We start from the raw sequence: 25,721 nt of genomic DNA on the forward strand, positions 1-25,721 counted from the left end.
GATTTCTGTAACCGGATCAGTTTTAAACTCTGGAAACAGCGGTTGATAAATGGTATGTTGGCAAAATTTTTAAGGAGTAGCTCATAGACCATGATCCTGCCCCGTTCCATGCTTTTACTGGCTGCCTGCCTGTTCTGTTTTCTGCTGTTGTTGGGAAGCGGCCTTTCCCACGCCGCTGAACCGACTAAAAACGAGTATGTACTGGGGGTTTTTCCATTTCTCCCCTCTGCCAACCTGGAAGGGATTTTTGCCCCGATAGCAGCAGAGTTGTCCAAGGCGTTGGGAAAACCGGTACGGCTGCGTCTGACCAGCAGCTATGATTCTTTTGTTCAGGCGCTGCAGGACCAGACCTTTGACATAGTCCATATTCACCCCTTTGACTATGTCCAGTTCGGGCGCCAGAAGGGGTATCACCCCCTGGTAGCCAGATCTGAAGACCTCTTTGCCCTGTTTTCCGTAAAAAATGGTTCTCCCATTGCAAAACTGTCTGATTTAAAAGGTAAGCGTCTTGGTACACCGCCAGCAACCGGCGCGGTCACCTATTTGGCGCTTGATGCAGTACACAAGGCTGGTCTTACGCCGGGCAAAGACCTGGCGGTTCGTAATTTCCCCAATCACCTGGCCTGTCTGCAGCAACTGCAGATCGGTTCGATTGATTCCTGCGCCACCAGCTCTGGTACCTCGAAGACCTTTGAATCCCAGTTTGGCCTGCCGCTTAAACGGATCGGCCATTCCATCTCTATCCCCCACACCCTGTTTGCGGCACACAAACGGATTCCAGCCACAGACCGGGAGATCATCAAAAAGACCCTGCTGACCAGCTCCCTTGCCCAGGTTGATCCACACCTGCGCCAGCTGTTTATTGAAACAGGGAGTGCCAGTACAGGAAGCTACTTTAAGGCGGTCAGCGACAGGGATTACGAATCAGCCCGACGGATTTTGAAACGGCTGGGCACCCATTGATAACCATCTCGCTTAAATACCGGATTGCCCTGGTGGTTTTCATCCTCCAGATAGCAATTTTTACCCCCCTGCTTTGGTTTACCTTTGCCGCCTACCGTGATTCTGACCTGAAACAGCTACAGACCCGTGAGGATGTCTTTATGGGGCTGGTTTCGCAACTTGGGCGGAAAGCACTGCTGACAGCAGAACCAACGGACTTCCAGCTTTTTATCGCCCCCTTCAGTACAGCCCCCCATATCAAGCGGATCATTCTGTTGAATCAGTCCGGTATCGTGGTTGCCAGTACAGTCCCCTCTGATCTGGGCAACCCGGCGCCTGTGTATACCCACAGCAGGAATATTGTTTGCAAAACCAGTGAAATAGCCAATGCCGCCGAGAAGCTGGGTTCGATTTCGGTCCATTTTTCACGCATAGAGATGGAACGGAATGTCAGGGCTCTGTTGTTGTGGGGCGTCCCGATTGCTGTGGCAGGGGTGATCCTGAGTGCCTTGATCGGGTTGGGGCTGGCATCGTTGCTGACCTGTCGCCTAAAGACACTGGAGCAGGCTAGCCGTCGCATGTCTGAAGGGGAGATGGGGGTCACCGTTGAGATTTCCGGCAACGATGAGGTCGCTCGCCTGGCCCAGGTTTTTAACGAGATGTCCGGCAGCCTGCTTTCACAGTTTGAAGAGCTGCAGCAGGTTCAGCAGGAGTTGTCTTTTCAGGCCCAGCATGATCCGTTGACTGGGCTACCGAACCGTTTGCTGTTCGATCTGCGTTGCAGCCAGGCCATTGCAGCTGCCCAGCAGCATCAGCATGCCCTTGCGCTGCTGTTTTTTGACCTGGACCATTTTAAAAATATCAATGACAGCTATGGCCACCAGATAGGTGACAGTGTCCTGCGTTCTGTGGCAGCCCGCCTGACCCTGGTCTTGAAAGATCACAACCTGATTGCCCGGTTGGGTGGTGATGAGTTCTGTGTGCTGATGGAAAAGGTTGAAAAGCAACAGGAAGCAGCCGAAGTTGCCCAGTCAATTCTGGATATGCTGGCAGTACCGCTGGACTGCGAGCAGCATGAGTTCTTTCTCTCTGCCAGTATCGGCATCTGTCTCTATCCGCGGGATGGTGAGGATGAGGTCAGGCTGCTGCGCAATGCTGATACCGCCATGTATCGCGCCAAAACCGCCGGACGGGGGGCCTATCGTTTCTATTCCCATGAACAGACGTCGTCAGTTCGGGAGCGGACCAGTATGGAAAGCCGTCTCCGCAAAGCGATTGAGCGTGGTGAGCTGCGTCTGAACTATCAGCCCCAGATCTGTCTTGATACGGGCGCCATCATCGGGGTTGAGGCGCTTGCCCGTTGGTCAAGCCCGGAGTTTGGTCTGGTGGCGCCGGATAAGTTTATTCCGATTGCCGAAGAAAGCGGCCTGATCATTCCGATGGGTGAGTGGATACTGGATGATGCCTGCCGCCAGATGCAGCAATGGCGCCAGCAGGGCACTGCAATACCACGTGTGGCGGTTAATCTGTCGGCCCTACAGGTCCAGCGTGGCGATGTGACGGCATTAGTTCGACGTGCACTGGATAGTACCGGTTTACCAGCCAGCTGCCTGGAATTGGAGATAACGGAAGGGTACATCCTGCAGGATGCTGACCGGGCGATTGAGGTGTTGCAGCAGTTGCGTGATCTGGGGGTGTCCATCGCCATTGATGACTTTGGTACCGGCTTCTCGTCACTTTCCTATCTGCATCGTCTGCCGATCGACCGGCTCAAAATAGATAAATCCTTTGTACAGGAGATCGGCTCCACCTCACGGGCCGCTCAGGTGGCCCAGGCAGTGGTCCGTCTTGGCAAGACCCTGGGGCTTTCTATTATTGGTGAAGGGGTTGAGCATCCCCACCACGCCGATGCATTGCGCGAATGGGGCTGTCATGAAGGACAAGGATTTCTGTATGCCCATGCCGTTGCTCCAGACCAGCTGCATCTGCTGGCACCGTTTAAGAGGAAACCATGAGAGCGGTGATTCAGCGGGTCAGTTCTGCATCGGTTACGGTGGATGGTCAGGTGGTGGGCCAGATCGCTCAGGGTATCATGGTGTTGCTGGGGGTTGAAAAAGGGGATACCGAGACTCCGGCAGACTGGCTGGCTGAGAAGATCGTCGGGCTACGGATATTTGAAGATGAGGCAGGTAAAATGAACCGCTCGTTGATAGATATTGGCGGAGCAGTGCTGGCGGTTTCCCAGTTTACCCTGGCTGGTAACTGCGACAAGGGGCGCCGCCCCTCCTTTGATACCGCAGCGCCTGCAGAAGAGGGCAAGCGGCTGTATGATTATTTTGTCGAGGCATTGAAGCGTCAGAACGTGCCGGTGCAGACCGGTATCTTTCAGGCAGATATGCAGGTGGCCCTGGTTAATGATGGGCCGGTGACCTTTATTCTGGAGCGTTAAGCAATGTTTTCTCTCTCTTTAGGATCCAGAATAGATCAGCTGCTGTCCTTGTATGTCATTGACATAATGAATACATTGCTATTTTTGGCAGCCTTGCTGCTCATGATCGCACTCTTGTTTGTACGCAAACTGGCCAAAGAGCTGCCCAAAGGACGTACCCGTAATTGGTGGAAAATTCTGGGTGGCCTGATTGTCCTGTTTATCTGCGGTTACTTCAGCTTCTACCTGATGAAATTGGGCACACAGTACAGCAGTTCCGAGATGCTGGTGCCGGTCATTTTCTTTTTTGGTGCCATATTTGTACTGCTGGTCTGCGTACTTGCCTACCGCACCACCTGTGAGCTGAAGCGGATCTTTGTGCTGGAGCAGGAGAGCATTACCGACCCGCTGACCGGTATCTTTAACCGTCGCCATCTTGACCGGCGCCTGCAGGAAGAAGTCCTGCGTTGCCACCGCTACAACCTCTTGCTGGCGGTATTGCTGGTGGATATCGACCATTTCAAGAAGGTGAATGATACCTGGGGACATCAGGTTGGTGATCTGGTTTTAAAGCACGTCTCCAGGATATTTGTTGAGGTGCTGCGCCAAACCGATATGGTTGCCCGCTTTGGTGGTGAAGAATTTGTGATTCTGCTGCCCCACACCCCGGAAACAGAGTCATATAGTCTTGCAGAACGACTGCGGAAAACAGTTGAAAGCACCCCCCTGCAGTTCATGTCAGACGGTACATTGACAGAGATACGCGTCACGATCAGTATCGGCAGTGCCTGCCTGTTACCTGAAAGTGATTCGGCCTTTGATCTGCTGGAACGTGCTGATAAAGCGATGTACCGGGCCAAGCATGATGGCCGCAACCGGGTGGTGCGCTGTCCTGGCCATAGCCCCGTGCAGCCGGGGAGATATCAGCATGAAGGTCGGTAATCTTCGTGATGCCGCAACAAGCGGCGGTTTCTGGATGGCGTGGCTGTTACTGATAACAGCCGTCCTGATACCGGTTCCCACTGCCAGTTTCTGTCTGGCCTTTCTGGCGGTCACCTGTGGGGTGTTTCCGTTGGCGTTTGGCTCCCGCAGGCAACGAATTGGTGCCGTTGCTGCCCTCGTCCTGAGTATTCTGTTGGTCTTTTCACTGGTTGATAAGGCCAAAAACGATCCCTGGTTCAAAAAACACCGCAGCACAAGTTCGCCTGCCTGAACAGATCAGCCAACCTGCCACCTACATTCAACGCCCTGGCTGTAGACACAAATTGTACAACGCCCCCAATCATCAGCCATCAATTTTAGCTCAATACCTTATATAACCTTGCGATACCTATACATTGGGTCGTTTGGTGGTATATTGGCATACTATCTGTAATAGCTATAACGATTCATGAAATGAGGTCCTCAAACTATGCTGCTGCCAACCTATCGCTTTCTGATCATTGTAGCCTGTTGCCTGACCATCCTGGCCGGTATTGCCTGGGCAAATGCTCCTGCTGTAGCCACAAAGCCTGCTGCCAATCAAACGGTAGTAATTCGCTCCTCTGAGCATCTCTACAACCTGCCCGGCCTGGGTAATGCAGGCAGGGTTGCCCCAGGCGTCTATCGCGGCGAACAGCCCGGACCGGGCGGCTATACAACCCTGAAGCAGCTGGGGGTCAAGACCGTGATTGATCTGCGTACCAGTGAGAGCGAAAAAGCCCAGGTGGAGGCAGCCGGAATGCGGGCGATTGCCGTACCGATTGAGATGACCCGCAAGGGACTGAAGGAAAAGGTTGATCAGGTGGTGGCGCTGATGGCTGATCCAGCCAATCAGCCGGTTTACGTTCATTGTCGTCATGGACAGGACCGTACCGGCATTGTGGTGGCAGCCTACCGGATGACACTTGACAACTGGAGTCTGAAGGATGTTGAAGCTGAGATGCAATCCTTCGGGTTTAATGATGTCTGGGTCAACTTCAAGAAGTTTATCCGCAGTTACAAAGTACCGGCTGGTAAGGCACTGCAGCCTGTTGCCAACTAATCAGACCAGCTGTGCAGAGGAGAACCACCATGAGCAGCCAGACCCCAGCAAAAAAGAAGCTCGTCATATTCAGTGTCTCTGCCGGTGCAGGCCATGTGCGGGCTGCTCAGGCCCTGGTTGCTGCGGCCAAGCAATCCTATCCTGCTGTTGAGGCGGTGCATGTGGACCTGATGGAGCTGGTGCCGCAACTATTCAGAAAGGTCTATGCCGATTCCTACCTGAAGGTGGTGGAAAGGCATCCGGCGCTCTGGGGCTACCTGTACGACAAGAGTGACCATGAAAAGGCCGACTCAGGCCTGAACAAACTTCGGCGGGCCATTGAACGGTTGAATACCCGCAAACTGGGTAGCCTGCTGCGGGAAATGCAGCCTGATTACGTGATCTGCACCCATTTTTTACCAGCAGAACTGCTGTCCCGGAAAATCAGGGCGGGCAAATTCAACGCGCCGGTCTGGGTACAGGTAACCGACTTTGATTTCCATGCGCTCTGGATTCAGCAGCAGATGAGCGGCTACTTTGCGGCCCATGACGAGGTGGCCTGGCGGATGGCCGAGCGGGGGATTCCTGCGGATACGATCCATGTCACCGGCATTCCGATCATGCCAGCCTTTGATCGTCAGTATGATCGGGCAACCTGTGCTGCCGAATTTGGTCTTGACCCCAATCGCACCACGTTGCTGATGATGTCCGGCGGCATGGGGGTTGGCGGCATAGAGCAGCTGGCTGAACGGCTGCTGCATCTGAAAGGAGACTTTCAGATTGTGGCCCTGGCCGGACGCAATGAAAAGCTGCTGACTGACCTTAAAGTGGTGGCCATGCAGCACCCCGGGCGCCTGTTTCCCCTGGGGTTCATCAACGTTATTGAGCGGGTCATGGCGGCCAGTGACCTGGCCATTACCAAGCCGGGCGGCCTGACCACCTCGGAATGTCTGGCAGTAGGGTTGCCGATGATCGTGGTCTCCCCCATACCAGGCCAGGAGGAACGCAATGCCGATTTCCTGCTGGAAAACGGCGCAGCCCTCAAGGCCTGCGATGCCGGTGCCCTGGCCTGGCGGGTACAGCATCTGCTGGACAACCCGAAACGCCTCGACAGTCTGCGTAGAAACGCTCTGAACTGCGGCAGGCCTGATGCAGCCCGCAGGGTGCTGGCAACGGTCCTGGGTGAAGCACCACAGCCATGAGTAAGACTCCGCATCGTTGGCCCCATCTGCTGATGCTGCTCTGCGGTGCTGCAGTGATCGGCTTTTTCTTTGGCATGACCGAGATCCAGATCGAAGGGGGCAATGGCTGGGCCTGCGCCCTGCCCACCTGGCGGATTGAATCTCACCCGTTGCTGGATATCTTCTGGGGTGGCAGGCCCATGACCGGCTACCATGCCTGGGTCTTTTCCTTCATGCTGCTGCTGTTTCACTTTCCTTTGCTGCTGATCTGGCGCTTTAGCTGGCGTCTGGAGGCCCGCTGCATGGGCAGCCTGATGCTGTTCTGGATTATTGAAGACTTTGTCTGGTTTGTGATGAATCCCTGCTACGGCCTCAGCAAATTTAAGCCACACTTCATCCCCTGGCATAAACACTGGCTGCTGGGTATGCCCACCGATTACCTGACCTTCAGCCTGGCCGGACTGCTGCTGATCTGGTGGTCATTTCGAGGAAAAGAGATAACCGCTTGACAGCTAACAGCAGGCTTGCTATGTTCACAAAAAAATGAACAAAGGTTTTGTATGGAACCGGAAGTACTAGACAGGTTTGTTGAATCATGGGGGGCGATGGGCTCACTCTGGGGGGTAAACACCTCGGTTGCCCGTATCCATGGCCTGTTGATCGCCTCTGACCAGTCCTGGTGCCTGGATGATATCAGCCAGCGCCTTGCCATCAGCAAGAGCAACGTTAGTATGTCACTCAAGGAGTTACGGACCTGGAATGTTATCCGCAAGGTCTATAAGCCGGGTGATCGCCGTGAGTTCTACGTCTGTGAGCCGGATGCCTGGAAGATGCTGTTTAACATCATGCGGGAACGGAAACGGCGGGAGTTTGATCCGGTGGTGGCCCATATCAAGGAAACCCTGGAAAGTGCGGCCTCTGCGCCGGATGGCATAGCCCTGGAGCGTCTCAGGCAGATGGAACAGATGCTGGCCACCTTTGACAGCCTTGCCAACAAGCTGCTTTCAAGTGAAACACAGGCGCGGGCGGTGATCGGTTTTTTCATGAATAAGATATAGGTGTTGGCTCTTTTTTTTGGGCAGTGTTGTTCACAAAATTCTGAACACACAAAAACAAATTAGAAGGGGGACAGGTCATGAAACAGAATGAACTGCATGTTGTCACCGGGGCATTTGGTTATTCGGGAAAGTACATTGCACAGAGGTTGCTTGAGCAAGGGCATCGCGTGCGTACCATCACCAGTAAGCAACCGGTACTTGATCCATTTCAGGGACAGGTTGAACACCACCCGCTTGCCTTTGACAATCACAACCAATTGGTGGCCTCCCTGCGCGGCGCATCGGTACTCTATAACACCTACTGGGTGCGCTTTAATCATGCTAACTTCAAGCATATTGAGGCGGTAGACAATACGATCAGACTGTTTAAGGCTGCCAAAGAAGCTGGAGTGCAGCGGGTGGTGCATGTCAGCATCACCAATCCATCTGAAGAATCAACTCTGGAATATTTTCACGGCAAGGCAGTTCTGGAGCGGGCATTGCGAGAGTCTGGCATGTCATACGCTATTCTGCGTCCCACGGTGCTGTTTGGTAAAGAAGATATCCTGATCAACAATATTGCCTGGGCGCTGCGTAAACTACCGGTGGTGGGGGTCTTTGGTGATGGCTCGTATCGTCTGCAGCCGATCTATGTAGACGACCTTGCGCAGCTGGCAGTTGAACAGGGAGCAGCAACTGAAAGCAGGACAATCAATGCCATTGGCCCGGAGACCTTCAGCTACCGCGAACTGGTGGCAACCATTGGCAGTATTATTGGCAAACATCGGCCGATTATCTCTGTTTCACCAAATCTGGGCTATTTGGCCTGCTCAGTGATTGGCAAACTGGTTGGTGATGTCTTTATTACCCGTGAGGAGATTGAAGGACTGATGGCTGATCTGCTGTATGTGGACGCGCCACCCACCGGCAGTACTCGGCTGACCGATTGGGCGCGTAAGCATGCAGCTACGTTAGGGGCAGCATATGCCAGTGAACTTGGACGACGTCGCTAAAACAGTAGGTTGATAAATTCGAAAACAGCAGGTACTCACAAGCCGCGAAGGCGCGGAGTCTGAAATAAACACTTGATGTTCTCCGCGAGCTTCGCGGCTCCGCGTGAGTTATCGCTTTTGTTACGAGGAAGCCCGGCTACAACAGTTAATTACCGAACAGATCGAGGTTTTTCAGAGTCGCAAAGGGTTGGTTGCCGAAGCTGTCTTTGGATGGTTTCGGCTTTTCCTTTTCAGCAGGCGCTGCCGGTTCCGGTGCTGCCTCTGCCAGCGGTTCAGACAGGGCAATCATCTCCTCTTCTCCCTCATCCTCCATGCCGTTGCCGGTAAAGAAGTAGAGATTATAGAGCCGGTGGTGGCTGGTCCAGCGGTTGCCCTGGGCGGTTTCCTTGGCAATGTGGGAACGGATGCCATTGATCTTGGAATCCATGTCATCCAGGTAATGCAGGATGGTTGCCTCAACGGTCTTGGGCCGTTTGGGGGAGCCGTAATCATACTGGCCGTGGTGGGACAGCAGCAGGTGTTTCAGCAGCATGCCCAGTTCACGGGGGAAGCCGGGAACCGTGGCGATCCGCTCGGTCAGCATTTCTACACCGATGCTGATATGGCCGATCAGTCGACCTTCGTCGGTGTACTCAAAGGCGCGGTCATAGGACAGTTCTGCCACCTTGCCCAGATCATGCAGCAGGGCACCCACCACCAGCAGGTCACGGTTCAGGCCTGGGTAGAGCGGTACTATTGCATCCACCAGCCGCACTACTGACAGGGAATGCTCCAGAAGCCCGCCAATATAGACATGGTGCATCCCCTTGGCAGCCGGGGCCTTGCAGTAGCCTGCCATGAACTCCGTATCATTGCAAAAGCCATCCATCAGCGCCTTCAGATAGGGGTTGGTCAGTGATGCCACCACACTGGCCAGTTCGGCCCGCATCTCTGCCTGGGGTACGGGCGAGACCGGCACAAAATCCGCCAGATCCACCCCTTCTTCTTCAAGTCGTTTGATCTCTTTGGCCACCAGTTGCATCTTGCCCATGTAGAGCGAGGCAGTGCCGCGAATCTTGACAAAATCACCCTTCTGAAAGGCCTTGTCCAGCTCGTCCACGTTGTCCCACAGTTTGCCGTCAATCTCACCGCTCTTGTCCATGAACTTCAGGTTCATGTACGGCTTGCCGTTCTTGGCCATGGCCATGGTCTTTTCCTTGACCATAAACGGTGAATCAACAACATCTCTATCTTTCAGTTCAGCGATAAATTGTTTGGACATCGGGCTCTTTCAGATCTCGGGAATTGGGTGTCACAGGTAGGACTTAGCTGGTATCAGCAGATTTTGCAACCATGAAAAAACTGCCTGACCGGTTGTGTAGCCGTGTCAGGCAGCCTGAGCAGACAAAATTACTTCGTTATACAGCTATAAAATTCAGGTTCACCGATCACAATCCGCTTGGCGGTGTCGTGGTTGATTCGCAGCTCGCTCTGAACAAAGATCTGTTTGCTGCCACCGGTATCAAAAGTAACGTCCACCGTCTCGCCCGGCTCAACCGTGACAGATTTCAGTATCTCACCATTGCGGTCTTTGTTTTTAAAGGAAAACTCCATCGGTGCCTTGATGCCGTCATCAATATAGATTTTAGCGCGGAAACTGGCAAAAGAGCCGGTTGCCTTCATGGTGCCGCCAAAATAGGCCATACTCTGTGGTTTGGGGTTGGTGATGCCCCAGCGAAAGCCGTGCAGGATGGATTTGTCACTGGTAACGGCGCTGCCGTAGTAATCCTTGTACAGTTTGCCGGATTTAATCGGTAATGAGCGGGTCTTGGTGCAGTCTCCTCCCTCAGCAACGGCAACTGCCGTAATCATCAGCAGGCAACAGGACAGCATCAGTGCGATCTGTAACAGTTTCTTCATGGTTCTCTTCTCCTTTGTGTAAGACTGGCTACAAATTAAATTCTACCAAAGGACTTGAATTTAGCAATGGCAACAACGCTTTTATATGTCAGCCGTGCCGCGCACAATCTGTATCTTTCTCCAGTGTCCGGTTCTAAAGCGCAGCAGCCAGACAACTGCCGTACAAAAGACAAAACAGGTTGCCAGGGTCCATTCAGCCACCAGGCCGGGCATGGTGCGATCAATCAGCCAGAGCAGGGCCACAAAGATGGCCGAAGCCAGGGAAAAGGTGCGGGCAATCCAGCGGGTCTCACCTGCTGAGGCCAACACGCAGCCGATCATGACATTGGCCGCATCAAAGATGCAGTAAACAGCCACAAACTTCATCAGCAGCGTGCCGGTTACGACAATTCCGGCAGATTCCGGGCTGTTGCCGGCAAAGATGGCGTAAAGTGGCCCTGCGGTAGTGGCAAACAGTGTGGCCATCAGCAGCATCCAGACCTCACAGACCGCCAGAGATTGCCAGGCAATGGCTGGCACCTCATCATCCCTGCCAGCGCCACGGGCGTGTCCCACCAGAACACCGGCAGCCTGCCCCAACCCCAGGGCAGGAAAAAAGGCGATGCCGTTAATCCTGAAGGCGATACTTGATGCTGCCAGCTCAACAATGCCGAGCCGTCCCACCACCACCAGAAACAGGGTCCAGGCGGCCAGCTCGCCACTGATCCGCAGCCCCATTGGTGCAGCCAGCGATAGAAAACGGCGAAACTCCACCCGGTTCAGGCAGCGGGCAGCAGAATTCCTGAATCCGCCTGATCGTGCAAACAGGAAGGCGTACAACAGTGCCGCAATCAGCTGGGCTGTCACGGTTGCAAGGGCGGCACCGGCAATCCCCATCCGGGGCAGACCCCATTCTCCCAGCACCAGCCCCCATGCCAAAAGTGCATTAACAACAAGGGAGATAAAGGTAACAGCCGTGACCAGCGCAGGTCGGCCGATGCCGGAAAGCCAGCCAGCCAGGGCGCTGCCAAAGACAGGAAAGAATGAACCGGCCATGCAGATCCAGAAATAGGTCTGTTCATCCCGGGCCACCTGTGGTGCATGGCCGGTCAGCAGAAACAGCTGCGCCAACGGCCAGGCAGCCAGCAAGGCGACTATTCCTGAGGCCAGGGCGGTGTATATACCGAGCCAGGCTGATGATACCACCCCCTGGGGGTTACCATGGCCATGGTTGTGAGCCACAAAGGTACCGGCATACCCGGCAGTGCCAAACAGAAATCCCTGAAACAGGATCACCGCCATACTGGATGGACCGATTGCCGCAAGGGCCTGACTGGAATCATAGGAGAGCACGATGGTGTCAATGATCTGCATCATCGTGATTGCTGAAGTTGAAAGGATCATCGGGCCTGCCAGCTTCAGCAGGCGGGGGATATGATTAAACCTGAGGCGTTGTTTCATGGTCTGTTATTAGCATGCTCTACAGGCTGCTGTCGAAGCCTTATCAGTTATGGTACGGCGTAACAGCTAAAATCAACCCCCCTCAATCCCCCCTTATCAGGGGGGAAGCCTTTAAGTCTCCCCTGATAAGGGGAGGTTGGAGGGGTTTGGTGCGAAACAATAGATGTTCAAGCGTTCCAGAGTCATTAGTCAGGGCTGCCCACCAGCTGGAATGCCCCCCAGTAGAAGGGGTGGGGATATTTCTTCAGCATGGTCCGTTGTGCCTGCCGCAGCGCAGCTGCCTTGGGGGTTCCAGCGGCCATCAGACGATAGAATTCAGTCATCAGTTCGGTGGTCTCCCGGCTTGGTACTGACCAGAGGCTTAAGACCACGGTTTTGGCGCCAGCCAGAATAAAGGCCCGTTTCAGGCCGAAGACCCCTTCACCGGCCTTGATATCCCCCACCCCGGTTTCACAGGCTGAAAGGGTGACCAAATCAGTCCCCAACAGGCGCATCCCCAGAATCTTTTCAGCCGTCACCAGACCATTGTCCTGCCCCTGTGCCAAAGAGCGGTTTACCCCTGCCAGTGCAATCCCGGAACGGAGCATCGGGTTGGTCAGCTTGGTTTGGGCTGCCCCACTAGCTGGTTTCACCAGTTGTACAGCCTTAAGACCTCGGGTCTCACTGCCACCGGGTAGCTCGTCCTGCAGGAAAAACCCGTGGGTTGCCAGGTGCAGTATCCTGGGCTGTGATTGGGCAAGCAGGGTGGATTCAAGCGCCTGGCGACCAACAAGATTTTGTACTTTGAACGGTGTCCCCTGCCTGAGCAGTCCGGCAATGGCATCGGTCTCCACCTTGGTATCGGGTAGCCTGTTGAACTGCAGGGAGGTAAGCTGAGCAAGCAGTGTATCCTGGTTGCGACCTGCTTCACCCGCAGGTAAGGTCAGATCGTAATCAGGATCAGCAAACAGCAACGCCTTTCCCGAGCTGGCTACAAAGCTGCCAAAGCGGGCCATATCCCGACCTGAGCCAACATAGCTGATGGCATACTGTTCCAGCAGGTAGGGCTGACCTTTACCACGCAGAATTTCAAACGGCAGCAGGTGCAGACCGGCATCAGGGCTGATGATAAGCGATGAAACCCCTTGTAGGTAGGGGAGCAAGGGTGCCACTAGCTTGCTGTGGAGTTCGACAGCCACAGCAGCAAGTCGGGCTGGATCAGCTTTGCCGGCACCGGCCTGTGCAGCAATCTGGCGACGGTAGTCAGTAGTCGCCTGGTTAATGCTGTTTGCAGGCCCCAGGTCCAGCAGCTGTGCCGCTGCACCCGGCTGATTGCTGACAATAAAGGCAAGGTAGCGCAGGCCGCGCAGTTCCAACGGCTGGTACTGCCAATCCTCAACCAGCGCAAAATCAATATAGGCCGCACCCTTTGGCAGCAGCCTGCGCAGCTCTGTGCTGGTAAATCGCTGAGATGAACCGGCCTTGGCATAGACAGCGCTGCGTTTGGTCAGATCTGCCTCCAGATGTTCTTTGCGATACTCAAGCAGCTCGATTCTGGCAGCGTGGCTCTGGGCTGAACCGGGATTAGGCTGAATCAGCTGCAGACCAGCCAATTCTCTGCGGACAGCGATCAACTCATCAAATTGTCGCTTCAAGGCAGGGTCATCGGTCCTGTAGAGGGCATCCAGATAGCGCCCCTGGGACTCCATCACAATCCCCTTCCAGCGCAGCCAGGTATCCAGTGCAGCACTCGCAGCACCAGGATCCTGTGCCAGCACCTGGCGGGTATGGGCCAGATACTGCCTGACAAACGCCATCTCGTCCCGTAAGTAGGACAGCTTCTGCTGCTCGGTCAGCAGCAGGAACAGGTCATCACGCTTCCGCTCACTGATCCTGAGCGCCTCCCCCTGCAGCCGGTGGGCCTCCAGGTGCTTGCCCTGCAGCCGCAGGGCATCTGCCAGATTGGTCATCCGTGTAGCAACTTCGGGGTGATGCGAACCGGCGGAACCTGACCTGCTGTCTGCCAGCAGTGCCCGCAACTGCAGCTCAGCATCTGCATAACGATCCTGCAGCAGATAGTTAACGGCAAGGTTGTTCCGCTGCATCAAGGTGTTGGGATGGGTGCTGCCCAGCGCCTGTTGGCTGATGAACACAGCCTCTCGCTGCAACTGCTCAGCCTGCTGGTAGCTCTCCCGTCGCTGATACAGCAGTGCCAGGTTATCCAGATAGATGGCCAACTCTGGATGTTGGTTGCCATAGACTTTGCGGGCAGACTCCACGGCCTGACGCAGTAACGGTTCTGCCTCTTTCTCACGGCCATTGTCACGGTAGATCATCCCCAGATTGTTCATCTCACGCATCACTCTGGGATCATCAGGCGTAAGGGTCTGGAGTTTGACCTCCAGCGCTGCCGCAGTCAGTTCCATCGCCTCACCAGCCCGCCGCATCTTCAGGTACAGGCCGGCCAGATTAGACATCCGCTCTGCCAGAAACAGGCGTTTATTGTCCATGGAGAGGTTCATCCGTATTGCAAGGGAATCTGGCTGAGCCTGCTTTAACGCCCACTGGTACTCGGCCTTTAAGATCGGCTCTGCCTCTGCATAACGGCCCTGATCCTGATAGAGCATGGCGAGGTTGCCGGAGATTGACAGCAGTGCCTCATCATCCTTTGGCTCTATCTGTTTCAGGGTGGCAATCGCTTCCTGGTAGAGCTGCTCAGATTCCCGATACCGACCGGTCTCGCGGTACAGGCCGGCCAAGTTTTGCAGGGCCGCTGCATAATCGTGAGGTTGTTCCCGCTGTAGCTTGCGGCTTATCTGCAGTGCCTGCATAAAATACTGTTCAGATTCACCAAATCGTCCCATCTTGCGTAAAATAGAAGCAATCGTATCCAGGCTCATGGATATTTCACGATGATCTGTACCAAAAAGTTTCCGGGAGGTTGCCAGCACCCGCTGTGCCTGCTTCAATGCCTCATCATAACGCCCTGATGCCTGCAGTTTCTGGGCATAGCGACGCTCCATGAGCAGGTCACTGGCCTCTTCATAACTGGCAGCCAGGGCAGAGATCGGGCAGGTCAGCATGGTCATTAGCAGCAGCAGAAGCATGGAGCGCATTGTTTTCACCTCTTGCTTTTCATTGGTGCAGGATGTGGTACAGTTGAAACGTCTATAATCCTATTGTGGAGGTATGCCATGAAACGTTTGGCCTGCTGGTTTGCAACTGTCGTGATTGCCCTGTTGGTTCTGCTGCCAGCTCTGGTATCTGCTGACCCAACCGACGATATCAACAATAGCCGCCGCTCAAGGATGCTCCGTCGTGGGGTTCCTGCTGCAACAGCTCCGGCAGAACGGCCAGCAGTCACAGAACCAACAGCAGAAACCCCTCAAAACGTCTCAGATGATGCCACCTTTGGCTACACCAAAGAAAACCCGATCAAAATGGGCGGTGCTGATCTGTCTGAAGGGATTGCCGGTTCAAAATATTACCTGCGTTCTCTGCGGGACAAGAACAACAAGCCGTTTAACGTCAATCGGATCGGCAATGTAGGGCCGGGAGAAGACGGGCATATTGTTGACCTCTACCAGTTGGTTGATTCAGAGGGGACCACGTTCAAGCTGTACATTGATGCGTATCACCCGGAAATTCACCCTAAAGAGGCCAAAACACCCAAAGGGATGACCAGATAGCTGTCTTATTCCCCGGCAGGGCAGTTGCGGGCAAACAGAAACAGCAGGCTGGTCAGCAGCAGGCCTGCCACCGGAAGGCTGAAGGCTGCCCGAAATCCCTCCGGCGTGTAACCGCCGTAATGGGCAATCACCACACCCATCCCCTGCTGGGCAACAGCCGCCCCCAGCAGCACAAAGAAATTCAGCGAGGTCAGGCCGGTCCCCACCATGCTGACCGGCACCATGGCCCGGATGATCGGATAGATCATCACGCCGGTTGAGACCGTCAGGCCGATGCCCAGAAAATAGATTGGCAGCGCCCAGAGTGGTAGCAGTGTCAGCCAGCCCAGAAAACCGGACATGAGCGCAGCAAGACAGAGCTGGCCGACCAGCAGGGTACGGCTGTAGGAGCGAAAGATTCTCTGCGCGATCCGGTCAGTCAGCATGGAACCGATGATAAAGCCGACCGAGGTCCACATCAGCATCTTGCCTGCCCCTTCCCGAGTCAGGCCGATCAGATGCATCAAAAACGGCCCGCCCCATAGCCCCTGCACCGCCAGATAGTTGCCGTACCAGCAAAAGGCGATGGCAGCCAGCAGCCAGAAAGAGCGGTCACGGGCGATGATTCCCCAGGCTGCCAGCATGCCCGGTTTTTCCTGATGTTCAGGGGGAGCTGTTCCAGGCGGATAGGTTGGGCGGTCCTGTACCTTCAGAAAGATCAGCACGGTTACCAGGCCCTGCAGCAGGGCAATTATCAGGAATGATGAACGCCATCCCATGTAGCCTACGGCAAAGGCCAGCGGAGCGGTTCCGGCCAGATTGCCCAGGTTACCGGCAGCCACCATCAGACCGGATGCCTTGCCGAACTCCTGCCTGGTGTACCAGTGGCTGAAGATGGTGAAAGTGGCCATCAACACCGCGGCGGTGCCGATGCCGATTAATACCCGGCCAGCCATGGCGGTTGCCAGAGAACCAGCCTGGGAAAACAGCAGCCCTCCCAGGGTGGTTAACAGGCCACAGCCGGAGATCACCAGACGGGGCCCAACCCGGTCAATCAGCGGCCCCAACGGAATTTGGGCCACGGCATAGACGTAAAACAGGATGCCAGCCAGACTGCCCAACTGTTCCGGTGTCAGGGCCAGATCACGGCTGACATCAGCCGACACCACGGCCAGTGAAACCCGGTAGAAATAGACCAGGATGTAGATCAGGGCCAGGGTAAAAAACAGGCGCCAGCGTAGTGTCGTAAAGGATGGTGACATTAAGATTCTTCAGGCAAGACAACGGCCTTGAATTTTTCCAGCAGGCGGGGGCTGAAGACATCCTTGCCAACACTCTCCATCAATGCCAGTGCCTCGTCCTTTGTCATTGCTTTCTTGTAGGCCCGGTTTGAGGTCAGGGCGCTGAACACATCGCAGATTGCAGTCACCTGGGCAGTACGGGGGATCTCGTCACCTGCCAGCTGGAAGGGATAGCCTTCGCCGTTATTTCGTTCATGGTGGTAGCGGACCGCTGCCAGGGTGATCTCGCTGAAGCCCCCCAAATCACGCAGGCATTCGTACCCCCGCTCCGCATGTTTTTTGATCAGGTTGTATTCAAAATTGGTTAGAATATCGGTCTTTTCAAGGATGCCGCTGGGCACGAAGATCATTCCCACATCATGCAGGATGCCGCCAATCCCCACATCCTCAAGCTCATCGGCTGTCAGCCCAAATACCTCGGCATGCACCAGCAGTGAAAGTGAGGCAACATGCACGCTATGGGCAAAGGTATAAAAATCATGGCTAACAATGGAGTGCAAGGCATCCAGCGGATTCGGATTGCCGGCAATATACTGCAGCAACTGGCGGACCAGATTCCGACAACGATCCAGGTTTGAGAGCTTGTCCGGCATCTCAAAGACATCCATCACATAGTTCATGGCCACCTGGGAAAGCAGCTGCCCCTTGACCGGTCCAGAGATGTCACTGTCTGCTAGGATGTCTGAAATACTATCCTCAAGAAAATCGCAAACTTCCCGGATGCTTCCAGAACCAACATACAGCTGCTCTACCTGATTGTTGTTCAAGCGCTGCAGGTCAGCCTTGCTGATAGGGCGATCTGCCGGCTTATACAGCACCAGATTGGTGCCGCTTTGCATGTAGAGGGCAACCTGCGGAAATTTGTCAGGATTGATACAGGCGACATGTACCGGACGGTATTTTTGATCAACCATGGGAGCTGCTCCAGGGATGCTTGGGATACACTCAGCGCGACTAGGCAGGTATCATTTTACCTGAAACAGAGCGGTTGTAATGAAAAATATGGCTGGTTCAGGTTATTTGTTTTGTAGCTCCTGCCAGCGGAAACAATCAACCGTGTGGTCATTTACCATCCCTACGGCCTGCATCATGGCATAGCAGATGGTGCTGCCTACAAAGCGAAAGCCGCGTTTTTTCAGGTCGCGACTGAGGGCGTCGGACACCGGCGTACTGGCCGGTATCTCTTTGATACTGCGCCAGGCATTCTGGATCGGCCTGCCATCCACAAAACGCCACAGATAGGCATCAAAGGAACCGAACTGTTCCTGCACCTGCAAAAAGGCCTGGGCATTGGTGATGGTTGAGGCCACCTTAAGGCGGTTACGGATAATACCTGGGTTCGCCAGCAGTTCCACCTGTTTTGCCTCGTCAAAACAAGCCACCAGAGCCGGATCAAAGTTCTCAAAAGCAGCACGGTAGGACTCGCGCTTACGCAGCACCGTAATCCAGGATAGGCCGGCCTGCGCCCCTTCAAGGGTCAGGAACTCAAACAGCAGACGGTCATCGTGGACAGGTACGCCCCACTCGCGGTCGTGGTAGTCGCGATAGAGCTGGTCATCACTGACCCAGGCGCAGCGGATTGGGTGGTCGTTATGTCTCATATCTACTCCTGATTTTTGGCAGTACCTCAATATCCGGCAGATTGTTGTAGACCTCTTCCACTGTAGCACAGGCGGTCAGTACCTGCACCACCACCGCTAGCGGCTCAGGCCAGATCTCCGGCAGGTCAACCTCATCCGGCACATGCAGTTGAAAGGCCAGCCGTTCCATTGGTGGACAGAATTGGGCATCCACCCCCGGCTTGTTACCCCGTGGATCAATCCGGTACCAGCCGTAGCCTTCCAGCCAGACCGCATTCAGACCATGCAGGCAATAGGGCGGACCACTGTCACCAGCCGACAGGCGCTGGTAGCACAATCCGGCCGCGATACCATTGGCCCGCAGCAGCGCTGCCAGCAGATGGCTCTTGGCATAGCAGTAACCGGTTCCCTGCTCCAGCACATCCGAGGCAGTGCAGGTAACCGGGTTCTGGCGGTAATCCCAGCTATGCCTGATTTGGTCCCTCACAAACTCGAAACAGCGCCGGGCAATTTCGGTCTTGTCGTTTAATCCTGCAGCCAGCTCCCTGGCCTTGGCCAGCACAGCAGGGTGCTGCCAGTTGATGATCTCGGATGCTTGGAGATACTGTTGCATGGGCTGTGTCCTCCGTCTGATCAGTATACCTGCAACTGATTGCCGGTCATACTGATTGTGCAAAAATCTGATCCAACAGGCTCAGGCAGAGCGCCACCTCATCCTTCGTTACATTCAGGGCCGGCATGAAGCGCAGGGTATCAGGCCGAGCCGCGTTGACCAACAGACCCTGCTCACGGGCCACCTCGGCAATGGTGTCTCCGTTGCCTGCTGGCAGCTCAAGTGCCAGCAGCAGCCCGCTGCCCCGCACCTCACCCAGTCCATACTTGATGGAGAGCCTCCGCAATCCCTCTGCCAGTTGCGCCCCCCTGTCACAGACCTGTTCCAGAAAGCCTGGCTGCAGCATGGTTTCCAGCACAGCGCAGCCAACCGCAGCCATCAGCGGATTACCGTTGTAGGTGCCCCCCTGATCACCCGCATCAAAACAACAGACCGCCTCTTTGGCCAGCAGGGCAGCCAGGGGCACTCCGCCGCCGATCCCCTTGCCCAGGGTCATGATATCCGGCTCTATCCCGGCCTGCTGATAGGCAAACAGAGAACCGAGCCGCCCCATGCCGGTCTGCACCTCATCAAAGATCAGCAGCAGTTGATGGTCGTCAGCCAGCTGCCGTAAACCCCGCAAAAATGCCTGGCTGGCTGGAATCACTCCGGCCTCACCCTGGATCGGCTCCAGCATGATCGCCACGGTGCGTTCAGTAATGGCCGCCCGCACCGCATCCAGATCATTCAGTGCTACTTTGACAAAACCGGGCACCTTGGGTTCAAACAGCCCCTGCCAGTGCGGTTTGCCCGAGGCAGACATGGTTGCCAGGGTACGGCCATGGAAGCCGTTGATCATGGTAATGATCTCATAGGCCCCCTGCTTGTGCAGGCTGCCCCACTTACGCGCCAGTTTGATAGCCCCTTCATTGGCCTCTGCCCCGCTGTTGGCGAAGAAGCCCCGTCCAAAGCAACTGTTTGTGGTCAGCAGATCAGCCAGACGAATGGCCTGCTGGTTGTAAAAAGCCGGACTGGGGCTGATCAGCCGGGCTGCTTGGTTGCTGATGGCTTGGCTGATCACGGTTGGCGCATGTCCCAGGCTGTTGACTGCCCAGCCCTGGATAAAATCAAGGTAACGCTTGCCGCTGCTGTCTGTCAGCCATGAGCCCTGGCCCTCCACCATCACAATCGGTGGCCGCTTGGTAATGGTCATTAACGAATCAAATGCGCTGCTTTTGGACATGGTTCCTCCTCCTTGGTACGCCGTCTGCGGAGGGGAAAATAAAAAAGCCCGCCTCCATGGGAGACGGGCTTGGGGTAATTGGTTGTGATGATTCTAAATTGAACGTACCTTACTCCATTGCACCGTGCATGGTGACACCTGCTTGCGCTATGAAGAATTTACGTCGGATCATGGTGAGGAGCTTGCCTGAAAATTTGCGGGCTTGTCAATTATTTTCAGGGTAGAGAGGGGCACTTTCCTTTTTCTGTTAACTAACGGCTGAGGGGTGCAGTAATGCGTCAGCGTCTGTGTGCCGTCATCTGGTTAAGCATATAGAATTATGCAGGATTTCTTGTGATAAAATCTCGAATGCCAGAAATCATTATAATTACTTGCTCTTGCTTGTATTCCTCATATTTTCCATGTGCTGCCTTATTTCTAAGGTCAAGCCATGCCGTTACGCTTTTTTGATCGAGCTTCGTATATGTGCCTACTGCAACTAGATCAGTATTCATGCTTTCGGCCTTCTTCGGGGCTACATCACCATTAGATTTTGTTGTCTCAACTTCAACTCCAGCTTTATGGCATAATTCTCGAAGGTGACTCTCCAAAGTTGATCCTGCAATAACTGCTGCAGCGTCTTTGTAGCCGGAATCACACAAATGCAAGGCCATTTCCAAAAAGTCAGCAAAAATGTCGCTATGCACAATTTCAACAAGTGAACGTGTATAGCCAGATTTTAAGTCCTCCAGAAGAGCTTTTGCAACGCCAATAATGGATGTCGTGTGTAGATGCAGGCTTTGCATGGATTCAAGCAAACGAGTAACTTCTTTTGCGTATGTTGATTCGTTTCCAGTGATGCGATTGATTGCCGCAATTGTGCGGGTAATGAGCGCCTGCCGAGTGTCCTTGGGTAAATCACTCAAATCGTCATGTTGGGATTGCTGTTTTAGTGAATTAAATTCATTTATTATTGTCTGAAGTTGTCCCTCAAAAATTGCAGTATTCATGATTCATCCTTTTTTCAGCCTATTCAGTATTGGCCGGTTCACTCTTATGCGCACGTGAACCGTTGATGCCCTCAAACGGAACATTTATCCAACTATAGCCCAATATCCCGCTGTTGCAACCACTCGCTACTTTTCTTACCTTTTATCCAACCGATCAACCTGCGCCAGTTGTGGAAACAGTCGTATCCAGAGCCCCACCACCAGCAGGGTGCCGATACCGCCGATCAGTACCGATGGTACCGTGCCAAACAGGGCCGCCGTAGCGCCGGATTCAAATTCCCCCAGTTGGTTGGAGGTGCCGATAAACAGAGAATTAACCGCACTGACCCGGCCGCGCATCTCATCCGGGGTTTCTATCTGCACCAGGGAAGAACGGATCACCACGCTGATCACATCCGCTGCCCCCAGCACCACCAGCGCAGCCATCGAAAGCCAGAACTCCTGAGAAACCGCAAACACAAGGGTGGCAACACCAAACAGGGCAACAGAGCGGAACATGGTGCGTCCCACACGGCGTTTCAGCGGCCTGCGGGCCAGCCAGAGCGACATAGCCAGGGCGCCGATGGCCGGTGCCGAGCGTAACAGCCCCAAGCCCCAGGGGCCGGTGATCAGGATATCGCGGGCATAGATCGGTAAGAGCGCGGTGGCGCCACCCAGCAGCACGGCAAACAGATCAAGCGAGATGGCCCCCAGCACTACCGGGTGCTGTTTGATAAAGGAGATACCGGCAAACAGGGAACGGTCTGTAACGGCTTCCGGCCTGGTGCTTTCTGATGCGGGTTGGATGCAGGAGATCAGGATACAGGCTGCCAGAAACAGCAGGCCAATGGTGCTGTAGACCGTGGTCACCCCGGCAGCATAAAGGATGCCGCCCACTGCCGGGCCCACAATGGTGGCGGTCTGGTTGGCCGAGGCAGACAGAGCCAGGGCGCGGGGCAGCTGTTCACGCGGTACCAGACGCGGCACCAGGGCATGCATGGTGGGGTATTCAAAGGCCCGTGCGCTGCCGATGATAACCATGATGGCCAGCAGTACCTCTTTGCCAAGCAGGTTGTAGTACCCGCCAACTGCCAGCGCTACAGCTGCCAACGCCTCAATAAACTGGCAGGTGCGGGCAATGGTGCGGCGGTCATAGCGGTCAGCAATCTGGCCTGCCAGCAGGGTCAGCAGTACCATCGGCAGAAACTGGGCCAGCCCCACCAGGCCCAGGTACCAGGCGCTGCCGGTAATGGCGTACATCTGCCAGCCCACCGCCACCCCCAGCATCTGAAAGGCGATTGAAGAGGACATCCGGCCAAACAGGAACAGGACCAGTGGTTTGGAGTGCGGATTTTCAGGTGTGTGAGCAGGAGTCATAAAAGTCGGGATTGTGCGGAGCAGGCTGCTGCGGCCTGCTCCGCTTCCCGGATAGTAGTTAGTGCAGGAACAACCGCACGCCGGTATGGAGCATGGTCATGCCGTACTGTTGTGCTGCCTCGGTTACTTCTTCGTCACGCAGGGAGCTGCCTGCATGGGCCACAAACTGCACATTACTGCGGTTTGCCCGGTCAATGTTGTCTCGGAACGGGATATAGGCGTCAGAAGAGAGGCAGATCCCCTGGAACTGCTGCATCCATGCCATCCGCTCCTGGCTGGTGACCGGTTCAGGCGCCTGAGTCAGACCGGAGAGCATCTGGGCACGCTCAGGCTCGGAAAGCTGATCCCAGAGCAGAAACTGATCCACGATATTGGCCTTTTCAGGTTTTTTAAGACCATCTTTAAAGGCCAGCCCCAATACCTTGGGATGCTGTTGCAGCAGCCATTTTTCTGCCTTGTCACAGGCCAGCCGGGTGCAGTGGACGCGGGATTGCTGGCCAGCCCCCATGCCGATTACCTGACCTTCCAGGGCAAGACAGACCGAGTTGGATTGCGTATATTTCAGGGCAATCGTGGCAACGATCAACGTCTCCAGCACCTCAGGTGTCAGCGGCTTGCCGGTGGTCACGGCCTGCTGGAACAGTTCAGCGGAGATCTTTGCTGTATTGCGCTGCTGGCGCAGACCAAAGCCGAACAGCTCACGGGATTCGATCCCTTCAGCCTCATAGGAAGGATCAATCTGGAAGATCAGGTACGAGCCACCCTTTTTGGCTTTCAGGATCTCCAGTGCTTCCGGTTCAAAACCAGGGGCGATGATCAGATCAGACACCTCTGTCTTCAGTACCTTGGCCAACGAGACATCCACCACGTCACTGACCGCAGCCACATCACCAAAAGAACACATCCGGTCGCCGCCCCTGGCCCTGATATAGGCATTGGCAACCGGCGACAGCTCACCCACGGTAAGGAACTGCGAGGCGCAGTAGGTCTCGGAAAGCGGTCCGCTAATGGCAGCCCCTGCCGGACTGGTATGCTTGAACGAGGCAGCACCCGGCTTACCGGTGGCAATTTTCAGTTCACGGGCAAGTTGCCAGGCACCAAGGGCATCAAGAATATTGATGTAGCTGGGAGTGCCGTTTAAGACCTTAAAGCCGGAGTTCTCCGGCACCACGATGCTGGCAGGGACCTGGTGGGGGTTACAGCCATACTTGAGTTCAATGTTCATTCGTGCATCCTTTCAATCGGGTTCTGATTTAACCGTTTAAGCATGCTGTTACAATATCTGCAACATGAATTGCGGTAGTATTTAGAAGCGGAATGACGTGGGCCTGTTCCGGCAGCTACAGCTCTACCTTGTAGGTAAGCGTCAACTCATCACCGCACATGCCGCGAATGCCCCAGTTTTCTTTGGGGGTCTCAACGAGGGTTATCTCAATGTCCTGCGCTACGATGCCGCAGGTCTGCTCAATATTTTTGAAGATCATCCTGATCAGGGCTTTCTTGACCTCAATGGAGCGCCCTGCAAACAGTGAAATCTCAATGATAATGTAGTTACTGCTGCGGTCTGCCGGAAATATAAAGTCGTCCGGCTCCAGCTGAATAAAACGCTGAAATTTTTTGTCTGGAGGGAGATTTAACGCAGCAACCGCAGCGTTATGAAGTGCCTTAGAGAGTAGCGTGCGATGGTGTTCAATTGTGGTACGCAGTCCATAGATTTTGATCTGGGCCATTGTCAGTTTTCATCCGTTCGAGAATACCTGTGGACAGGGCACAGAGCAGGTTATTATCAGCGCGCAACGTTGTAGCGGGGCTCTGGAACAGCTTTTCAATACCCTGGTTACAGACTTAGCCGCAACGGTACCATCTCCGACAACCGGAAGCCATGGCGTTCATAAAATTTGATGGCACCGCTGTTGACCCGATCCGTGAGCAGGGTGATACGTCGGCATCCCTGTTGCTTTGCAAATGCAATGGCTCCGTTTAAAAGGGCTGATCCACTGCCGCTGCCGCGTTGGGCAGGATCAACCACCATATCTTCCAGGATAGCCACCTGCTCGCCCAGGGCCGTACTGACAGTATAGAGCAGGTTGACCATGCCGGTGATGGTCGCACTGTCCCGAAGCACCAGAATATGACCCACAGCGGGATTTTCAATAATACGTCGCAATCCTTCGGCCTGCCGTGACGGATCAGGCGTAAAGTCAGCTTCCTGAGAGAACAGGATCGTTAGAAGCTCGGTCAGACGCGGGATGTCGTCACATGTGGCAATAGTGATGGTGCTCATGGCAATCCTCTTTTGGGATGGTTGCGTGGTTTTCTGCAACTGGTGCGGTCTGGTTCTTACTCGGCATCAACAACCTTGCCATCCACAAAGATCACCTTCAGATCAGCATCACAGTAGAGAAAGATGGTCTTTGTCCCCAGCAGGATCTGCTTTTGCGGGGCTCCAAAGGTTGTAGTCACTTCCGCCAAGGTCTGGCCAAGTTTGATGGTACGGGTTGGGTTGACAGCCTTGCGCGGTTTTGTGGCAGGCCGGGTCTCTTCTTCCGTATCAAACCACTCATTAATGTCATCAAGCAGTTGATTGGTGGTCAGACCGGCCAGCCCACCCTCATACTGGAAACGGACAGATGCCTGCAGTGCCTGCGGCCCCCGCATGCCGGGCACACTATAGGTGGCAACGGTGTACAGATCGAGCTGCAGGTAGTTGTCGCCGGTGCTAACGCCGTACAGATAGAGTCGTTCACCCGGCTTCAGCGTGGCGTTGTGAACATCGCCAAGGGATAAGTCACCACCACCGGCCATGACCAGTTGCCGGTTTTTTACCAGGTTTGGTTTAAACATCTTGCTGGGCCGGTTTACCCCTAACCCTGCCCGGCGTGGGGTCAGCACATTGCCAATCGCCTTGAAATCACCAAAAAATCCGGGAATGGTGATCCGGTAGTTGCTGGTTACCGCCGTGGACAGCTCGTCAGGAGTGGCAGCCGATGCCAGGGAAGCCACAGACAACAGCAGCAGGATAGTCATAAAGCGGATCTGAAAATACATAGGTGGTCCTTTTCTGTGTAGAG

General features: G+C 54.8%; 26 protein-coding genes. 11 read left to right on the plus strand and 15 right to left on the minus strand.

Features of this window, described 5'->3' with window-relative positions; all coding sequences use genetic code 11:
• The first annotated feature begins 90 nt into the window (after nucleotides 1–90).
• The 10 genes from B5D39_RS02070 (at nucleotide 91) to B5D39_RS02115 (ending at nucleotide 8,603) form a co-directional block, all read left to right on the plus strand.
• Complete coding sequence (locus B5D39_RS02070; RefSeq protein ID WP_078788719.1) at nucleotides 91–963, plus strand: phosphate/phosphite/phosphonate ABC transporter substrate-binding protein; 873 nt, start codon at nucleotides 91–93, stop codon at nucleotides 961–963.
• The gene (locus B5D39_RS02075) at nucleotides 960–2,957 is read left to right on the plus strand and encodes a putative bifunctional diguanylate cyclase/phosphodiesterase (RefSeq protein ID WP_078788720.1); all 1,998 of its coding nucleotides are present in this window, start codon (nucleotides 960–962) and stop codon (nucleotides 2,955–2,957) included. The genes B5D39_RS02070 and B5D39_RS02075 overlap by 4 nt, the downstream gene beginning before the upstream one ends.
• Complete coding sequence (dtd, locus tag B5D39_RS02080) at nucleotides 2,954–3,391, plus strand: D-aminoacyl-tRNA deacylase (protein ID WP_078788721.1); 438 nt, start codon at nucleotides 2,954–2,956, stop codon at nucleotides 3,389–3,391. The genes B5D39_RS02075 and dtd overlap by 4 nt, the downstream gene beginning before the upstream one ends.
• Nucleotides 3,392–3,493: 102 nt before the next feature.
• Nucleotides 3,494–4,312 (plus strand): GGDEF domain-containing protein, encoded by an 819-nt coding sequence (locus B5D39_RS02085; protein WP_161947406.1) that lies wholly within the window; start codon nucleotides 3,494–3,496, stop codon nucleotides 4,310–4,312.
• Nucleotides 4,299–4,583 (plus strand): hypothetical protein, encoded by a 285-nt coding sequence (locus tag B5D39_RS02090; RefSeq protein ID WP_078788723.1) that lies wholly within the window; start codon nucleotides 4,299–4,301, stop codon nucleotides 4,581–4,583. The genes B5D39_RS02085 and B5D39_RS02090 overlap by 14 nt, the downstream gene beginning before the upstream one ends.
• 198 nt (nucleotides 4,584–4,781) lie before the next feature.
• Nucleotides 4,782–5,393, plus strand: a complete 612-nt coding sequence (locus tag B5D39_RS02095) for a fused DSP-PTPase phosphatase/NAD kinase-like protein (RefSeq protein ID WP_078788724.1) — start codon at nucleotides 4,782–4,784, stop codon at nucleotides 5,391–5,393.
• A 29-nt stretch (nucleotides 5,394–5,422) separates the two neighbouring features.
• Nucleotides 5,423–6,574, plus strand: a complete 1,152-nt coding sequence (locus B5D39_RS02100; protein ID WP_078788725.1) for an MGDG synthase family glycosyltransferase — start codon at nucleotides 5,423–5,425, stop codon at nucleotides 6,572–6,574.
• A complete protein-coding gene (locus B5D39_RS02105; RefSeq protein WP_078788726.1) occupies nucleotides 6,571–7,062 on the plus strand; it encodes a hypothetical protein in 492 nt (163 codons plus the stop codon). Before B5D39_RS02100 ends, B5D39_RS02105 begins: the two co-directional genes overlap by 4 nt.
• Nucleotides 7,063–7,113: 51 nt before the next feature.
• Nucleotides 7,114–7,611, plus strand: coding sequence for a GbsR/MarR family transcriptional regulator (locus B5D39_RS02110; RefSeq protein WP_139366643.1), 498 nt, complete (start codon nucleotides 7,114–7,116; stop codon nucleotides 7,609–7,611).
• Nucleotides 7,612–7,688: 77 nt separating this feature from the next.
• Nucleotides 7,689–8,603, plus strand: a complete 915-nt coding sequence (locus B5D39_RS02115) for an SDR family oxidoreductase (RefSeq protein ID WP_078788728.1) — start codon at nucleotides 7,689–7,691, stop codon at nucleotides 8,601–8,603.
• Nucleotides 8,604–8,748: 145 nt separating this feature from the next.
• Here B5D39_RS02115 and B5D39_RS02120 read toward each other — a convergent pair whose 3' ends face one another.
• The 4 genes from B5D39_RS02120 to B5D39_RS02135 form a co-directional block, all read right to left on the minus strand.
• Nucleotides 8,749–9,864, minus strand: a complete 1,116-nt coding sequence (locus B5D39_RS02120; RefSeq protein ID WP_078788729.1) for a 3'-5' exoribonuclease YhaM family protein — start codon at nucleotides 9,862–9,864, stop codon at nucleotides 8,749–8,751.
• Between the two features lie 128 nt (nucleotides 9,865–9,992).
• Complete coding sequence (locus tag B5D39_RS02125) at nucleotides 9,993–10,502, minus strand: hypothetical protein (protein WP_078788730.1); 510 nt, start codon at nucleotides 10,500–10,502, stop codon at nucleotides 9,993–9,995.
• Nucleotides 10,503–10,583: 81 nt separating this feature from the next.
• Complete coding sequence (locus B5D39_RS02130; protein ID WP_078788731.1) at nucleotides 10,584–11,942, minus strand: MATE family efflux transporter; 1,359 nt, start codon at nucleotides 11,940–11,942, stop codon at nucleotides 10,584–10,586.
• Between the two features lie 185 nt (nucleotides 11,943–12,127).
• On the minus strand, nucleotides 12,128–15,037 hold the full coding sequence (locus B5D39_RS02135) for a CHAT domain-containing protein (RefSeq protein ID WP_078788732.1): 2,910 nt from the start codon (nucleotides 15,035–15,037) through the stop codon (nucleotides 12,128–12,130).
• 78 nt (nucleotides 15,038–15,115) lie between these two features.
• Between B5D39_RS02135 and B5D39_RS02140 the strand changes: the two genes are divergently transcribed.
• Entirely contained in the window at nucleotides 15,116–15,610 is a 495-nt protein-coding gene (locus tag B5D39_RS02140; RefSeq protein WP_078788733.1) for a hypothetical protein, read from the plus strand.
• A 5-nt stretch (nucleotides 15,611–15,615) separates the two neighbouring features.
• Here the strand turns inward: B5D39_RS02140 and B5D39_RS02145 are convergent, their stop codons facing one another.
• From B5D39_RS02145 to B5D39_RS02195, 11 genes are all read right to left on the minus strand, one after another.
• The gene (locus B5D39_RS02145; protein ID WP_078788734.1) at nucleotides 15,616–16,851 is read right to left on the minus strand and encodes an MFS transporter; all 1,236 of its coding nucleotides are present in this window, start codon (nucleotides 16,849–16,851) and stop codon (nucleotides 15,616–15,618) included.
• The gene (locus B5D39_RS02150) at nucleotides 16,851–17,804 is read right to left on the minus strand and encodes an HD-GYP domain-containing protein (protein ID WP_078788735.1); all 954 of its coding nucleotides are present in this window, start codon (nucleotides 17,802–17,804) and stop codon (nucleotides 16,851–16,853) included. Before B5D39_RS02150 ends, B5D39_RS02145 begins: the two co-directional genes overlap by 1 nt.
• Before the next feature lie 102 nt (nucleotides 17,805–17,906).
• Complete coding sequence (locus B5D39_RS02155; protein ID WP_078788736.1) at nucleotides 17,907–18,491, minus strand: DNA-3-methyladenine glycosylase I; 585 nt, start codon at nucleotides 18,489–18,491, stop codon at nucleotides 17,907–17,909.
• Nucleotides 18,481–19,083: a transglutaminase-like domain-containing protein gene (locus B5D39_RS02160; protein ID WP_078788737.1), complete on the minus strand. Its 603-nt coding sequence runs from the start codon at nucleotides 19,081–19,083 to the stop codon at nucleotides 18,481–18,483. The genes B5D39_RS02155 and B5D39_RS02160 overlap by 11 nt, the downstream gene beginning before the upstream one ends.
• A 46-nt stretch (nucleotides 19,084–19,129) precedes the next feature.
• Nucleotides 19,130–20,305, minus strand: a complete 1,176-nt coding sequence (locus B5D39_RS02165; protein ID WP_078788738.1) for an acetylornithine transaminase — start codon at nucleotides 20,303–20,305, stop codon at nucleotides 19,130–19,132.
• A gap of 317 nt (nucleotides 20,306–20,622) precedes the next feature.
• Nucleotides 20,623–21,294: a hypothetical protein gene (locus tag B5D39_RS02170; protein WP_078788739.1), complete on the minus strand. Its 672-nt coding sequence runs from the start codon at nucleotides 21,292–21,294 to the stop codon at nucleotides 20,623–20,625.
• 135 nt (nucleotides 21,295–21,429) lie between these two features.
• Nucleotides 21,430–22,650, minus strand: coding sequence for an MFS transporter (locus B5D39_RS02175; protein ID WP_078788740.1), 1,221 nt, complete (start codon nucleotides 22,648–22,650; stop codon nucleotides 21,430–21,432).
• Nucleotides 22,651–22,708: 58 nt separating this feature from the next.
• The gene (locus B5D39_RS02180; RefSeq protein WP_078788741.1) at nucleotides 22,709–23,875 is read right to left on the minus strand and encodes a phosphoribosylaminoimidazolecarboxamide formyltransferase; all 1,167 of its coding nucleotides are present in this window, start codon (nucleotides 23,873–23,875) and stop codon (nucleotides 22,709–22,711) included.
• Between the two features lie 115 nt (nucleotides 23,876–23,990).
• Entirely contained in the window at nucleotides 23,991–24,380 is a 390-nt protein-coding gene (locus tag B5D39_RS02185) for a tautomerase family protein (protein WP_078788742.1), read from the minus strand.
• Nucleotides 24,381–24,487: 107 nt separating this feature from the next.
• Entirely contained in the window at nucleotides 24,488–24,934 is a 447-nt protein-coding gene (locus tag B5D39_RS02190) for a GNAT family N-acetyltransferase (protein WP_078788743.1), read from the minus strand.
• 56 nt (nucleotides 24,935–24,990) lie between these two features.
• On the minus strand, nucleotides 24,991–25,698 hold the full coding sequence (locus B5D39_RS02195) for a hypothetical protein (protein WP_078788744.1): 708 nt from the start codon (nucleotides 25,696–25,698) through the stop codon (nucleotides 24,991–24,993).
• Nucleotides 25,699–25,721: the final 23 nt, after the last annotated feature.

The organism is Trichlorobacter thiogenes (assembly GCF_900167465.1).
In the GTDB taxonomy this organism is placed as follows: Bacteria; Desulfobacterota; Desulfuromonadia; order Geobacterales; family Pseudopelobacteraceae; genus Trichlorobacter; species Trichlorobacter thiogenes.